General features: G+C 70.3%; 15 protein-coding genes. 3 read left to right on the top strand and 12 right to left on the bottom strand.

Annotated features, from left to right (window positions below):
- Positions 1 to 45 precede the first annotated feature (45 nt).
- Positions 46 to 444, top strand: coding sequence for a DUF1844 domain-containing protein (locus tag BN1193_RS01735; protein ID WP_040163555.1), 399 nt, complete (start codon positions 46 to 48; stop codon positions 442 to 444).
- Between the two features lie 70 nt (positions 445 to 514).
- Here BN1193_RS01735 and BN1193_RS01730 read toward each other — a convergent pair whose 3' ends face one another.
- The 7 genes from BN1193_RS01730 to BN1193_RS01700 form a co-directional block, all read right to left on the bottom strand.
- Positions 515 to 874 (bottom strand): VOC family protein, encoded by a 360-nt coding sequence (locus tag BN1193_RS01730; protein WP_040163553.1) that lies wholly within the window; start codon positions 872 to 874, stop codon positions 515 to 517.
- A 7-nt stretch (positions 875 to 881) separates the two neighbouring features.
- Positions 882 to 1,652: an SseB family protein gene (locus BN1193_RS01725; RefSeq protein ID WP_040163551.1), complete on the bottom strand. Its 771-nt coding sequence runs from the start codon at positions 1,650 to 1,652 to the stop codon at positions 882 to 884.
- Positions 1,636 to 2,382, bottom strand: a complete 747-nt coding sequence (priA, locus tag BN1193_RS01720) for a bifunctional 1-(5-phosphoribosyl)-5-((5-phosphoribosylamino)methylideneamino)imidazole-4-carboxamide isomerase/phosphoribosylanthranilate isomerase PriA (protein WP_040163550.1) — start codon at positions 2,380 to 2,382, stop codon at positions 1,636 to 1,638. Before priA ends, BN1193_RS01725 begins: the two co-directional genes overlap by 17 nt.
- Positions 2,383 to 2,413: 31 nt before the next feature.
- Positions 2,414 to 3,061, bottom strand: a complete 648-nt coding sequence (gene hisH / locus BN1193_RS01715; protein ID WP_040163549.1) for an imidazole glycerol phosphate synthase subunit HisH — start codon at positions 3,059 to 3,061, stop codon at positions 2,414 to 2,416.
- A complete protein-coding gene (gene hisB, locus BN1193_RS01710; protein WP_040163548.1) occupies positions 3,058 to 3,663 on the bottom strand; it encodes an imidazoleglycerol-phosphate dehydratase HisB in 606 nt (201 codons plus the stop codon). The genes hisH and hisB overlap by 4 nt, the downstream gene beginning before the upstream one ends.
- Entirely contained in the window at positions 3,660 to 4,754 is a 1,095-nt protein-coding gene (locus tag BN1193_RS01705; RefSeq protein WP_195907779.1) for a histidinol-phosphate transaminase, read from the bottom strand. Before BN1193_RS01705 ends, hisB begins: the two co-directional genes overlap by 4 nt.
- 74 nt (positions 4,755 to 4,828) lie before the next feature.
- Positions 4,829 to 5,221, bottom strand: coding sequence for a LysM peptidoglycan-binding domain-containing protein (locus BN1193_RS01700; protein WP_040163545.1), 393 nt, complete (start codon positions 5,219 to 5,221; stop codon positions 4,829 to 4,831).
- Positions 5,222 to 5,467: 246 nt separating this feature from the next.
- Between BN1193_RS01700 and lexA the strand changes: the two genes are divergently transcribed.
- Positions 5,468 to 6,175 carry a transcriptional repressor LexA gene (gene lexA, locus BN1193_RS01695; protein WP_040163544.1) on the top strand — a complete coding sequence of 236 codons (708 nt, stop codon included), beginning with the start codon at positions 5,468 to 5,470 and terminating at the stop codon, positions 6,173 to 6,175.
- 142 nt (positions 6,176 to 6,317) lie between these two features.
- Here lexA and BN1193_RS01690 read toward each other — a convergent pair whose 3' ends face one another.
- From BN1193_RS01690 to BN1193_RS01675, 4 genes are all read right to left on the bottom strand, one after another.
- A complete protein-coding gene (locus BN1193_RS01690; protein ID WP_040163543.1) occupies positions 6,318 to 6,707 on the bottom strand; it encodes a hypothetical protein in 390 nt (129 codons plus the stop codon).
- Positions 6,708 to 6,776: 69 nt separating this feature from the next.
- Positions 6,777 to 7,085 (bottom strand): hypothetical protein, encoded by a 309-nt coding sequence (locus BN1193_RS01685; protein ID WP_141396598.1) that lies wholly within the window; start codon positions 7,083 to 7,085, stop codon positions 6,777 to 6,779.
- Positions 7,086 to 7,432: 347 nt separating this feature from the next.
- The gene (gene metE, locus BN1193_RS01680; RefSeq protein WP_040163541.1) at positions 7,433 to 9,751 is read right to left on the bottom strand and encodes a 5-methyltetrahydropteroyltriglutamate--homocysteine S-methyltransferase; all 2,319 of its coding nucleotides are present in this window, start codon (positions 9,749 to 9,751) and stop codon (positions 7,433 to 7,435) included.
- Complete coding sequence (locus BN1193_RS01675; protein ID WP_040163536.1) at positions 9,748 to 10,701, bottom strand: methylenetetrahydrofolate reductase; 954 nt, start codon at positions 10,699 to 10,701, stop codon at positions 9,748 to 9,750. Before BN1193_RS01675 ends, metE begins: the two co-directional genes overlap by 4 nt.
- Before the next feature lie 171 nt (positions 10,702 to 10,872).
- On the opposite strand from BN1193_RS01675, the gene BN1193_RS01670 reads away from it, so the two are divergent.
- A complete protein-coding gene (locus BN1193_RS01670) occupies positions 10,873 to 12,759 on the top strand; it encodes a S9 family peptidase (RefSeq protein WP_040163534.1) in 1,887 nt (628 codons plus the stop codon).
- 18 nt (positions 12,760 to 12,777) lie between these two features.
- Here the strand turns inward: BN1193_RS01670 and hflX are convergent, their stop codons facing one another.
- Positions 12,778 to 14,319 (bottom strand): GTPase HflX, encoded by a 1,542-nt coding sequence (hflX, locus tag BN1193_RS01665; RefSeq protein ID WP_040163532.1) that lies wholly within the window; start codon positions 14,317 to 14,319, stop codon positions 12,778 to 12,780.
- Between the last annotated feature and the right edge of the window lie 19 nt (positions 14,320 to 14,338).

Genomic DNA, 14,338 nt, shown 5'->3' with positions numbered 1-14,338 from the left:
AAGCAGAAGCTTCAGAGCCCGCAACAGTCTAGCAGAGAGTGACCCGTGAGCACGATTCCCGTAGATCCGTTCCGCGACGACGCCGCTCGGCACCAGCACTGGGCCGAGCAGGAGGAGGCCGCCGCAGCCGCCACGCGCGACATCGCGAGCGTTCCCGCCGTCGAGGTGATCTCCACCGCCGCCGTCCACCTGCTGAGTGCGGCCGCCGTCAAGACCGGCCTCGCGGACGACCCGGACAACCAGCTCGACCTCGACGAGGCGCGCAAACTCATCAACGCCCTCGCCGGCCTGATCACGGCCGCGGCCCCCGAAGTGGGCGACCAGCACGCGCGTTCGCTGCGCGACGGTCTGCGGTCGGTGCAGCTCGCGTTCCGCGAAGCGTCCGCGATCCCGGACGAGCCCGGCAAGGGCCCCGGCGAGAAGTACACCGGCTCCGTCATCTGACCTTCTCCCCCGGTCCGAGGCATCGGACTGCGGCTCGCGGGCGCTCGCTCGGCGAGGACGGGCCGGGGGCTCAGTCGGTGGGAGCGGGCTCCCAGAGTTCGAGAGGCAGGCCCTCGGGGTCGTGGATGCGGGCGAAGCTGCCGTAGGGGGTGTCGGTCCAGTCGTCGCGGCGCTCGACGGGGATGCCGGCATCGGTCAGCGACCGTGTGAGTGAATCGAGGTCGGACACGCGCAGGTTGAGCATGAACGGTTGGTCGGCGGCGAAGTAATCGCTGTCGGCCGGAAACGGCGCGAAGACGGTGGGGCCGGCGGCCTGCTGCCAGGCGCCGTCCTCCCCCGCCGCGATGCCGAGGTGCACGCGGTACCAGTCCGCCCGCGCCTGCGGGTCCCGACTGCGAAAGAAGAATCCGCCGATTCCGGTGATCGTCATGAACTCATCATGGCGCGGTCGCGAGGCGGACCGTGAGCGAATCGGCGAGGGTCGCGATGCGGTCATCGGCGGCCCAGCGCGCGGCGAGGCGCTGCAGGACCGCGTCGAGCTCGCGCTGATCCAGCCCCGCCATCAGGTGCAACGTGACGACGAGCTCCGGCCCGCGCAGTCGTGCGGACGGGTCGCCGTCGGACACCGACACGTCGATCACGGCCAGCTCCGTCCCGACCGATTCCTGCAGCCCGGTGAACACGTCAGGGTTCTGGTGCGCCGGGACCCACGGCTTCTCCTGCGCGACGGCCCACACCGCGGGGCGACGCACGACGAATTCCGTGTCCGAGGCGGGGTCGATGACGATCAGGTCGGTGCCGTCGGACGCCGCCGACAGCGCGGTGCGCGAGCCGGCGACCGGGATCGGCCGAGCCATCGGGTCCCACGCGGACAGCGCCTGCACGCTGGAGAAGACCGGCAGGACGGTTCGTCCGTCCGGTGCGGCGACCGTGACGAGGGAGAGCTCCTGGGTCTTGTCCACCGTGAGGCCGGTGGGCCCGACCCCCTCATCGCCCTTCTCGGCGATCAGCGGAATCAGGACGCGAGCGCTCCGCAGCGCATCGACGACGGCCTCCGCCGCAGCGGTGCCGTCACGGAAGCCCGTGAGCGCCGCCAGCAGCGCGGGATCCGCCGAACCGTCGTCCCCGGCGAACGGGTTGTCCTCGAACTGACGTCCCTCCCAGGGCACGCCCGCCGAGTCACCCCGGTTCTCAGTCTCCGGCGACATCCAGGGCCTCAGCCAGCGTGAACGCGCCCGCGTACAGGGCCTTGCCGACGATCGCGCCCTCGACACCGAGGGGCACCAGCTCGCGCAGCGCCGCGATGTCATCCAGGCTGGACACGCCGCCGGAGGCGACGATCGGCTTCGGCGTGCGCTGCGTCATCTCGCGCAGCAGGTCCAGGTTCGGTCCGCGCAGCGTGCCGTCCTTGGTCACGTCGGTGACGACGTACCGCGAGCAGCCGGCGTCCTCGAGCCGGTCGAGCACCTCCCACAGGTCACCCCCGTCCTGGGTCCAGCCCCGTGCGGCGAGCGTCGTGCCGCGAACGTCGAGACCGACCGCGATCGCGTCGCCGTAGCGCGCGATGACATCGGCGGCCCACTCCGGATTCTCCAGCGCAGCGGTACCGAGGTTGATGCGGCTCGCGCCGGATTCCAACGCGGCCTCCAGCGACGCGTCGTCGCGGATGCCGCCGGACAGTTCGATGCTCACGCCGCGCAGCGACCGGATGACCTTGCGCAGCACAGCCGTGTTGTTGCCGCGTCCGAACGCCGCATCCAGATCCACCAGGTGGACCCACTCGGCACCCTGCTCGGCCCATGCCTCGGCGGCCGCGATCGGGTCACCGTAGCTGGTCTCGGAGCCGGCCGCACCCTGGGTCAGGCGCACCGCCTTACCGTCCGCGACGTCGACTGCCGGCAGCAGCGTGAGGGCGGGAGTGGACGCGAAATCGTTCATGGAATTCCTCGAATGGGGCGGGAGAACAGGATCAGAGCGTAGTCGCGCCCAGGCTGTCGATCCAATTCGACAGCATGCGGATGCCCGCCTGCCCGGACTTCTCCGGGTGGAACTGGGTCGCCGACAGCGGACCGAATTCGACGGCCGCCAGGAACCGGGAACCGTGCTCGGCCCAGGTCAGCTTCGGGTGCGGGAAGCCCTTCGCGATCTCCAGGTCCCACTTCTGGGCACCGTAGGAGTGGACGAAGTAGAAGCGTTCGTGCTCGATGCCTCGGAACAGCACACTGTCCGGCGCCGCCTCAACGGTGTCCCAGCCCATGTGCGGCAGGACCGGCGCATCAAGCTCGGTCACGACCCCCGGCCACTGTCCGAGACCCTCGGCGCCGACGCCGCGCTCGACGCCGCGTTCGAACAGCACCTGCATCCCGACGCAGATGCCGAGCACCTTCCGGCCGCCGGCCAGACGGCGATCGATGACCTCGTCCGCGCGCTGATCTCGCAGCGCCTCAGCGACGTGCGCGAACGCACCGACTCCGGGCACCACGAGGCCGTCGGCGGCCTGCGCGAAAGCGCGGTCGGAGGTCAGCCGCGCGTCGGCGCCCGCCTCCTGCAGAGCCTTCACGGCGGAGTGGACGTTGCCGGAACCGTAGTCCAGCACCGCGACGACGGGTGCACTCACAACGCACCCTTGGTGGACGGGACGCCCTCCACCAGCGGGTCGAGGGCCTTCGCCTGCCGGAACGCACGAGCGAAGGCCTTGAACTCCGCCTCCGCGATGTGGTGCGGATCGCGTCCCGCGACGACGTTCACGTGCACCGTGAGGCCGGCGTTGAAGGTGATCGCTTCGAACACGTGGCGCACGAGCGATCCGGTGAAGTGGCCACCGATGAGGTGGAACTCGAAGCCGGCCGGCTCCCCCGTGTGAACGAGGTAGGGGCGACCGGAGATGTCCACGACCGCCTGCGCCAGGGCCTCGTCCAACGGCACGAGCGCGTCACCGTAACGCGAGATGCCCACCTTGTCGCCCAGCGCCTCGCGGATCGCCTGCCCGAGCACGATCGCGATGTCCTCGACGGTGTGGTGCGCATCGATGTGCGTGTCGCCGTGCGCGCTGACGGTGAGGTCCGTGAGGGAGTGCTTCGCGAACGCGGTCAGCATGTGGTCGAAGAACGGCACGGAGGTGTCGATCGTGCTGCGTCCGGTCCCGTCGAGGTCCACCTCCACCGTCACGGTCGACTCGCTGGTGGAACGCTCACGACGGGCGGTGCGGGCGGTGGTCATGCGGTCTCCCCGATCGAGGCGAGGGCGTCCAGGAACGCCGTGGTCTCCTCCTCCGTGCCGGCACTCACGCGCAGGCTTCCGGGGAGGCCGATGTCGCGGATCAGGACACCGCGGTCGTACAGCTGCTGCCAGGTCGAGGCGGGGTCGTCCACGCCGCCGAAGAGCACGAAGTTGGACCACGACTCGGAGGGCTGGTATCCCAGGGCCTCCAGGGTCGCGGAGATCCGGTCCCGCTGCAGGACGATGTCGTCCACCATGCGCAGCATCTCCTCGGAGTGCTGCAGCGCGGCCAGGGCCGCCGCCTGCGTGAGCGCGCTCAAGTGGTACGGCAGGCGCACGAGGCGGAGGGCGTCGATGAACGCGGGATCGGCGGCCAGATACCCGACGCGGGCACCGGCGAATGCGAACGCCTTGCTCATCGTGCGCGACACCGCCAGCCGCGGTCGCCCTTCGAGCAGCGTCAGCGCGCTGGGCGCATCGTGCGGCGCGAACTCCGCGTACGCCTCATCCACGATGACGATCGCGTCCGTCGCGTCGTAGACGGCTTCGACGACGTCCAACCCGAGAGGCGTGCCGGTGGGGTTGTTCGGCGAGCACAGCAGGACGATGTCGGGGCTCACCGCACGCACCTGCTCCACCGCGGACTCCGCCGTCAAGGTGAAATCGGCTGCGCGCTCACCGTCGACCCACCCGGTGCCGGTGCCGCGAGCGAGCAGGCTGTACATCGAATAGGTCGGCGCGTAGCTGAACCCGACGCGGCCCGGGCCTCCGAACGCCTGGAAAACGTGCTGGAGGACCTCGTTCGAGCCGTTCGCGGCCCAGATGTTGTCGCTCGTGAGACCGTGACCCAGGTAGTCGGCGAATGCCTCACGGAGGGCCGTGAACTCTCGGTCCGGGTAGCGGTTGACCTCGCGCAGCGCCACGGCGATGCCGTCCAGGATGTCCTCGGCGACGTCATCCGGCACTCGATGAGTGTTCTCGTTGACGTTCAGGGCGACCGGCAGGGGAGCCTGCGGGGCGCCGTAGGGCTTCATGCCGCGCAGTTCGTCGCGCAGAGGGAGGTCACCGAGGGAGACAGTCACAGCTCCCATGCTAGGCCGCACCACGGTCCGCTCTCGACTCGAGTGCGGCACATGGCGTCACACTCGAGGGCGAGGAGGGCTGATCAGTCTGCCGTGGTGTAGGCGGTCGGGATCGCCAAGGTCTGCCCGGCCCGCAGATCGGACGTTCCCAGCGCATTCAGCGAGATGATGTCGGCGACGACGTCGCGCGGGTCCGCGTCGGGAGCGATCTCGGTCGCGATCCCCCACAGCGAGTCGCCCGGCAGCACGGTGACGGTCTGGAAGGTGTCAGCCGGCGCGCCGTGCTCGGACGAAGCCATCGCGTTGCCGCCGGAGAGCGCACCGAAGGCGATCAGTGCGACGATCGGCAGCGACGCCAGCACCGCGAGCACGCGACGGCCGCGGACGGTCATCCGCAGCCGCGTCGGCACGGCGGGCGTCGCGGCGATGCGCGGTGCTGCTGCGATTCCGGTGACGGCGATGCTGATCGTGCTCATGGTGGCCTCCTTGGTGGTGTGGTTCGCCTCCTCGCCTCGGCCGGGAGGATCGGAGGCGAACCTACGTTCCGAATCTATGTTCGATCTTCGATTCCGTCAACCTGTTCTTCGAATTTTCTGTCGAGAAAGTCTTCAACACGCTCGAACAAAGGTGCACGGAAAGCTCGAAACTCGGATACGGTTTCGACAGTGGAAGCACACCACGGGCCACCGACATCGGAAGATGCGCAGCGAAGGAGCCAGGTCATGAGCGAGGTCAGCACCGCCGCGGACGGCACGACGGACGCGCCGCGCGAGCGTCCGTCCACACGTCGTCGGAAGAGCCTGAGCGACAAGCAGATGGCGATCCTCGAAGTGATCCAGCGATCGATCGCGCGCAACGGCTATCCGCCGAGCATGCGCGAGATCGGTGACGCGGTGGGTTTGAAGTCCCTCTCCAGCGTCACCCACCAGCTCGGCCAGCTCGAGCTGTCGGGTTACCTGCGCCGCGACCCCGGAAAGACGCGCGCCATGGAAGTGCTGATCGACCTGCCCGGCAGCTCCACGGAGAACCCGGCCGATTCCGCGCCGTCCGTCGGCGACGCCGCGCTCGTGCCGCTCGTCGGCCAGATCGCCGCCGGCGTTCCGATCACCGCCGAGCAGCAGGTCGAGGAGATCTTCCCCCTCCCCCGCCAGCTCGTGGGCAAGGGCGAGCTGTTCATGCTCAAGGTCAACGGCGAGTCGATGATCGACGCCGCCATCTGCGACGGGGACTGGGTCGTGGTGCGGGTGCAGAACGACGCCGAGAACGGCGACATCGTCGCGGCGATGCTGGACGGAGAAGCGACGGTCAAGGTGCTGCGCCGCCGCGACGGTCACACGTGGCTGCTCCCCCGCAACTCCGCCTTCGAGCCGATCCTCGGCGACCACTCCACGGTGCTCGGCAAGGTCGTCGCCGTCCTCCGCGCCGTCTGAGGACGCGCGTCACATCCCGGGCCCTCCGGACGTGACGGCGAGCCGCCTCAGCTCGGTGAGGACAACCGCCCACATGGTGTCCTCGTCCATGCTCAGAGTGGGCCACACGGCGCGCGTGAGCGCGAATCGCAGCCGAAATGGGTCAGGTGAGAGCGGACCAGACCGGTAGCGCGATCAGGTACAGCGGGTACGCGAGCCCGACGATCATCGCGGCGACACCGAGTCCCGCGAGCACGCCCCGGAGCGGACGCCCCTTGGTGCGGGCGCGGAGCCGTGCACCGAGCGCCAGACCGAACGCCACCACGCCGGGAATCCATGTGCCGAGGAGCCACAGACCGAGGTAGGCGATCGGACGATTGTCCTCGTACGGGCTGCCGGACGGTGTGGTCATCAGCCTGATCGCGAACACCAGGACCACGAGCGCGACGGCGGCGAGCACGATCGCGATGACCGTCGCGACGACGGTGCCGCGTGTCGGCGGCAGCGACGCGCGCGCGGAAGACGCATCCCCCGTCTCGTTCTGCTCCCCCACGCCGCCACGATAGCGCGCTGCGGCGCGTACTGCGCGGCGCCTGGCGGTCCCGCGAACACCGCTGATGCGTCAGCGCGGAAGGAAGGTCCAGACCAGAACGGCGATCAAATACAACGGATACGCTGCCCCGGCAACCATGGTGGCGATGCCGATTCGGTTCCATGCTCCCCGCGGAGGACTCCCCTTCGCACGTGCGCGCCGACGTGCGCCGAGCGCCAAGATGAACGCCAAGACGCCCACGAACGGTGTACCGGTGACCCACAGACCGAGGTACACCATCACGCGCGGATCCTCGACCGGGCTTGCCGACGGCCTGGTGAGCAGGAAGACCGCGAGGCCGAGGAAGAGGACCGAGATCAGCGCAAGGAACTCTGCCACAACCGAGGTGCCGGATTCCGATGGTCGAGACTCGACGGCCGCCGGGATGGGCGGCTCCAGCCCGGCCGTTCCCCCGCTGGCACGCACCGTCGGTCGTCCGGACGTCGGCGGGCTCTGTGCGATCCACCGCCGGTGCTCCCCCGATGCCGTCATGTCGTGAGCATACGGACGACGAACAGCACGCGGCCACAGCGTGCCCGAATCGTTGCCCGCTCCGCCAGCCGCCTTGAGCGCGACCTTCCGACCTGAAGACCCCCGGGGCCGGGACCGGAACAGGCGCGGGCGCAGGCCGAGGGCGGGAACGGCGAACGCCCCGGTCCGCGGACCGGGGCGTTCGGGGGTGAGCGTCAGGCGCCGATGGTGGCGCGGACGTTCTTGGTCGCGGTGACCAGGTTGCGGAGAGACTCGACGGTCTCGTCGTAGCCACGCGTCTTCAGGCCGCAGTCCGGGTTGGCCCAGACCAGCTTGTGCGGCAGGGCGTCCACGGCACGCTGCAGGATGGCCTGCTGCTCGTCCACGGACGGCACGCGCGGCGAGTGGATGTCCCAGACACCCGGACCGACACCGTGCGGGAAGCCGGAGTCGCGGATGTCGTCGATGACCTCGCCGCGGGAGCGGGCGGCCTCGATCGAGGTGACGTCGGCGTCCAGGGCCGTGATCGCGTCGATGACGACGGCGAACTCGGAGTAGCAGAGGTGCGTGTGGATCTGCGTCGCGTCGGCGGCTGCCGCGGTGGACAGGCGGAAGGAGCCGACCGACCAGTCCAGGTACGGCTTCTGGTCCGCGCTCTTCAGCGGCAGCAGCTCGCGGAGGGCGGGCTCGTCCACCTGGATGATCGCGATGCCGGCGTTCTCCAGATCGGTGATCTCGTCGCGGAGGGCCAGACCGACCTGGTTCGCGGTCTCGGACAGCGGCTGGTCATCGCGGACGAACGACCAGGCCAGGATCGTCACCGGACCGGTGAGCATGCCCTTGACGTGCTTGTCGCTCAGGGACTGGGCGTACTTCGCCCACTCGACGGTCATCGGCGCCGGACGGGACACGTCACCCCAGAGCAGGGACGGACGCGTGGCACGTGAACCGTAGGACTGCACCCAGCCGTTCTCGGTGACGGCGAAGCCGTCCAGCAGCTCGGCGAAGTACTGCACCATGTCGTTGCGCTCGGCCTCGCCGTGCACGAGGACGTCGATGTCGAGGTCCTCCTGCAGGTCGATGACGCGCTTGATCTCGTCCTTGAGGAATCCCTCATAGGCGGCGTCGTCGATCTCGCCCTTGCCGTGCGCGGCACGGGCCTTGCGGATCTCGCCGGTCTGCGGGAAGGAACCGATCGTGGTGGTCGGCAGCAGCGGCAGACCGAGCTCGGCGTCCTGCGCGGCGACGCGCTCGTCCTCGTTGCCGCGCTCGAAGTCGGCGGCGGTCAGGGCGGCGGTGCGCTCCCGAACGGCGTCCACGCGGACACCGGGGGCACCGGCGCGGTCCGCGAGAGCGGCGGTCGCGGCATCGAGGTCGGCGGCGATCGCGTCGCGACCCTCCGTGAGACCGTTCGCGAGGATGACGATCTGCTCGACCTTCTGGTCGGCGAAGGCCAACCAGGACTTCAGACGGTCATCGAGCTTGGACTCGTCGGCCACGTCGTGCGGCACGTGCTGCAGCGAGGTCGTGGTGCCGGCCGAGACCTGCGCGGCGCCGAGGCTCTTCAGCTGCTCGAGCGTGTCGAACGCGGCGGCGAGGTCACCACGCCAGATGTTGCGACCGTCGATGACACCGCCGACGAGCACCTTGTCTGACAGGCCCTCAGCGGCGGCCGGAACGGAACCGCGGCGCAGGTCGATCGCGATGCCCTCGACACCGGAGGCGGCGAGCGTCGTCCACGCCTCGGTGGACAGCTGTGCGTAACCGGCGGCGACGAGGATCGACGGACGCTCGGTGGCGGCGGTGAGCGCGGCGTAGGCCTTCTCCGCGGCAGCCGCCAGCTCGGCGTCCGAGTACGGCAGGCTCTGGCTGACCAGGGCCGGCTCGTCCAGCTGCACCCACTCGGCACCAGCGGCGCGCAGGGACGCGAGCAGCTCGACGTAGACGGGCAGGATGTCGTCCAGGCGGTCCAGCGGACGGTAGTCCTCACCGGCCTCGTCGCTCGCCTTGGCCAGGGCGAGGTAGGTCACGGGGCCGACGACGACGGGACGCGTGGTGAAACCGGCCTCGCGAGCCTCGGAAACCTGACGGGCGAAGCGGTCGCTGGACAGGGAGAACGTCGTCTCCGGACCGATCTCCGGCACCAGGTAGTGGTAGTTCGTGTCGAACCACTTCGTCATCTCCAGCGGTGCGTTCTCACCGGCACCGCGCGCGGCGGTGAACAGCGCGTCGAGGCCGAACGTGCCGTCCTCCCCACGGAGGTCCTGGAACCGGGTCGGCAGCGCGCCCAGGACGACCGAGAGGTCGAGCACCTGGTCGTAGTAGGAGAATGATTCCGGAATCGACGAGTCGTCCTTCCCGAGACCCAGCTCGGCCAGGCGCGCACGGGTCGCGGCGCGCAGCTCGGCGGCGGTCGTCTCGAGCTGGTCGAGGTCGGTGCGACCTGCCCAGTACGCCTCGACGGCGCGCTTGAGCTCGCGGCGACGGCCGATGCGCGGGTAACCGAGGATCGTCCCGGCCGGGAATGCGGTCATCGTGCGTTCTCCTTCTGTGAGGTGAGGATGCCGGCCTCGCGGAGCACCGCGAGGACCGTGTCATGGTTGTTGAAGGCGTAGAGATGGACTCCGGGAGCGCCACCGTCGACGACGGCTCGCGCCAGCTTCGCGGCGTAGGCGATGCCGAGCTCGCGCTGTCCCTCGGGGGTCGGCTCGACCTCGAGCGCCACCTGCAGTTCGCCCGGGATCTGCTCGCCGCTGAGCTCCAGCACGCGCTTGAGCCGCGTCGGAGCGGTGATCGGCATGATGCCGGGCAGGATCGGGATCGTCACACCGGCGTCGCGGGCACGGGAGACGAAACCGAGGTAGTCCTCGGGGTGGAAGAACAGCTGCGTGATCGCGAGCGTCGCACCGGAGGCCTGCTTGGCCAGCAGGGCGTCGATGTGCTCGCGCGAGTGCCGCGAGCGCGGGTGTCCGTTCGGGAACGCGGCGACGGCGATCTGCACCTTCTCGCGACGGTCCACGCGGGCCGCCTGCGGGTGTCCCGGAATCAGGCCCTCGGTGTACGGCGCGCGCTCGGCCTGGACGCGGTCGATCAGTTGTGCGAGCTGGGACGAGGTCTCCAGGTCACCGACGAACGCGTCCGCCTCGCTGACGCCTGCCGGCAGGTCGCCGCGGAGAGCGAGGAAGCTGCGAATGCCCGCGTCCAGGAACTCCCGGATCAGCGCCGCGGCCCCGGCGTACGTGTTGCCGACGCACGTGAGGTGCGCGAGGGGCTCGACCGGGGTGTTCTCGCGGATGTAGCGGAGTACGTCCAGCGATTTGCCGCCGACGGACCCACCAGCACCGTAGGTGACCGAGATGAAGCTCGGGTCGACCGCGGCCAACTGCTGGATCGTGTGGTGCAGCGCGTCGAGGGATTTCTCGGTCCGGGGCGGGTACAGCTCGAAGGAGAACGGTACGCCCGCGGGCGCAGTGATCTCACTCATGAATGTGCCTTCGTCGCTGGGTTCGCGTCCGTGCGATTGACGGACGGGGCCGGGACCGGCCGCTGCTCTGGCAATAACCCTAGACGGCGGCTCTGAGCGGCCGGACCATGTGACACATTGTGTCGGCTCCGCCCCACGCATCGACGGGTCACGGCCGCATAGGGTCGAGGGATGACGCACCCCTACGGAACCTGGCCCTCCCCCATCTCCGCGGAGGATGTCGCCGCCTCCTCCCTGCGCCTGGACGGAGCCCGCTACGTCGGCGATGAGGTGTGGTGGGGGCAGGCGCTGGCGGCGGAGGGCGGCCGTGGCGCTGTCTTCCGGGAGGGGTCCGACGTCCCCGTGCTGCCGGCGCCGTGGAGCGCGCGGTCCCGGGTCCACGAGTACGGCGGGGGTGCGTGGACGGCGACCCCCGACGGCGTGCTGCTGTTCGTCGAGGCGTCCGATCAGCGCGTCTACGCCCTGGACGCGGACGCCGCCGAGCCGCGTCCGCTCACCCCGGAGGCGCCGGCCTCCCGGTACGGCGGCCTCGTGCTGAGCGGCGGCGAGCTGCTCGCCGTCCGGGAGACGCACACCGATGCCGTGGTCCCGTCCCGCGACATCGTGGCGATCGCGCTGGACGGGTCCGGCGTCCGATCGCTCGTGGCGGGGTCCGACTTCCTCAGCCAGCCGCGACTGTCGCCGGACGGGTCGCAGCTCGCGTGGATCGCCTGGGATCATCCGTCGATGCCGTGGGATGACGCGGAGCTGCGCGTCGGTCACATCACGGACGCCGGCGTGACGACGTGGGACGTCCTGTCCCGCCAGGACGCGACGCAGGTGGAGTGGACCGGTCCGCGCGAGCTGCTGTTCAGCGACGACCCGACCGGCCGATGGAACCTGTACCGCTCCGCGGCGGGAGCCGTGACGCCGGTGTCCCCCGCCGACGCCGACACGGGTGGTCCGCAGTGGGTGCTCGGCAGCTCCTGGTTCCGTCCGTTGTCGGACGGACGCATCGTCGCGGTGCGCACGAACGGCACGGACGAGCTGGTGCTGATCGGCACGGATGCGGCCGGCTCTGTCACCGTGCTGGATGTCCCCCTGACCGCCGGGATCCAGACGTTCGACGTGCGCGCCACCACCGTGCTGCTCACGGGGAGCAGTTCGCTGCACCCGAGCGGGGTGTGGGAGCTCGACGTGGACGACCCGTCCTCGCTGCGCCGCGTGGTCGGTGGCACGGCACCGTGGGACGCGTCCTGGTTGCCGGTGGCGCGCGAGGTCACGTATCCGGGTCGACTCGGGGACGTGCACGCCTTCGACTATCCGCCGACGAACCCGGACGTGACGGCGGACCCGGACGAACGCGCTCCCTACGTGGTGCTCGCGCACGGCGGCCCGACCTCCCACGTCGCCGGTGAGGTGTCACCCGCGGTGGCGTTCTTCACCAGTCGGGGCATCGGCGTGCTCGATGTGAACTACGGCGGGTCCACCGGCTACGGCCGGGCGTACCGCGAGCGCCTCCGCAATTCGTGGGGCGTCGTCGACGTGGACGACGTGCTGTCCGCCGCCACCGGCCTGGCGTCCTCCGGTGCTGCGGATCCGGCGCGTCTGGCGATCAGGGGCGGCTCCGCGGGCGGGCTCACGGTCCTCGGCGCACTGGCCCGCGGCGACGTGTTCGCGGCGGGCATCGACCGCTACGGCGTCACGGACCTGCGCTCCCTCGCCACCGACACGCACGACTTCGAGTCGCGTTACCTGGACGGCCTCATCGGCCGCTGGCCGGAGGATGAGGCCGTCTACATCGAGCGGTCCCCCGTGACGCACGTGTCCGAGATCCACGCCCCGGTGCTGATCCTGCAGGGCGATCAGGACCCGGTGGTTCCACCGAACCAGTCCGAGGCGCTGCGGGACGCTCTCGTGGCCAACGGTGTGCCGCACAAGTACGTCCTGTTCGCCGGCGAATCGCACGGCTTCCGCCAGCGCGAGACGATCGTCGCGGCGGCGGAGCTGGAGCTCGCGTTCCTCGGCGCGGTCTTCGACTTCACCCCCGCCGACGCCCGCCCCCTCACGCTGGACTGACCCCGTCCGGGAAGCTGATCAGACCGCGAAGGGGCGGAGCTCGGCGGCCAGGCGCTCGCCGACGTGCGCGTGCACGCGGGTGCCACCCTCGGTGTGCTCCGAACTCAGCAGCAACCCGGACTCGTGGATCTGCGAGACCAGGTCGCCACGGTCGTACGGCACCAGAGCGGTGATCTCCACCGCCGGCAGCGGCAGCGCGTCCTCGACCGCGGCACGCAGTTCGGCGACCCCCTCACCGGTGCGGGAGGACACGAAGTGCGCGTCCGGCACCAGTCCACGCAGGACGAGGCGCGAGTCGTCGTCGACGAGATCGGCCTTGTTGAACACGACGATCTCGCGGGCGTCGCGGGCACCGGTGTCCGCCATCACATCGCGGACGGTCTGCAGCTGCGCCGCCGGGTCGGGGTGCGAGCCGTCCACGACGTGGACGATGACGTCGGCGTCACCGACCTCCTCCAGCGTGGAGCGGAACGCCTCGACGAGCTGATGCGGCAGGTTCCGGACGAAGCCGACGGTGTCGGTCAGCGTGAACACGCGGCCGTCCGCGCTCTCGGTGCGACGGGTCGTGGCGTCCAGGGTCGCGAACAGCGCGTTCTCGACGAGCACTCCGGCGTCAGTGAGCCGGTTCAGCAGCGAGGACTTGCCGGCGTTGGTGTAACCGGCGATGGCGACGGACGGAATGGTGTTGCGCTTGCGCTCGGCGCGCTTGGCGTCACGGGCGGGGGCGAAGTCCTTGATCTGCTTGCGCAGCTGCGCCATCCGCGTGCGGATGCGGCGGCGGTCCAGCTCGATCTTCGTCTCACCGGGGCCGCGCGAGCCCATGCCCGCGCCGCCGGCGCCGACCTGGCCACCGGCCTGGCGGCTCATCGAGTCACCCCAACCGCGCAGGCGCGGCAGCAGGTACTCGAGCTGGGCGAGTTCGACCTGCGCCTTGCCCTCGCGGCTCTTCGCGTGCTGGCTGAAGATGTCCAGGATCACCGTGGTGCGGTCGATGACCTTCACCTTGACGACGTCCTCCAGCGCTCGGCGCTGGCTGGCGGCGAGTTCGGAGTCGGCGATCACCGTGTCCGCGCCGAGGGCGGCGACGATGTCCTTGAGCTCGGCGGCCTTGCCGCGGCCGATATAGGTCGCGGGGTCCGGGTGCGGACGGCGCTGCAGCAGACCGTCCAGCACGATCGCACCCGCGGTCTCCGCGAGCGCGGCGAGCTCACGGAGCGAGTTCTCCGCGTCGCCCTGCGACCCCTGCGGGTACACGCCGATGAGCACGACGTTCTCCAGGCGCAGCTGACGGTACTCGACCTCGGTGACGTCCTCGAGCTCCGTGGACAGGCCCGGCACACGACGCAGCGCGTGCCGCTCCTCGAGGTCCCACTGCGCACCGTCGCTGTCGCCGTGACCGGCCGTGCGCGTGTCCTGCAGCGCTTGCGCACTGCCGTGCAGGCTCACGCTGGCGCGGCTGCCCGCTCGCGAGAGCACGCGGTCGATCAGGTCGACCTGCGCATCGTCGTCGCGCGGCTCGGTGGTGGTGTCGTCCGGGGACGGGGAATCGGTGTGCTTCATGGGTCCTTTCGGGGCGCGA

This window comes from Microbacterium gorillae, from assembly GCF_000826185.2.
GTDB lineage: Bacteria > Actinomycetota > Actinomycetes > Actinomycetales > Microbacteriaceae > Microbacterium > Microbacterium gorillae.
This window is presented reverse-complemented; position numbering and strand designations above follow the sequence as displayed.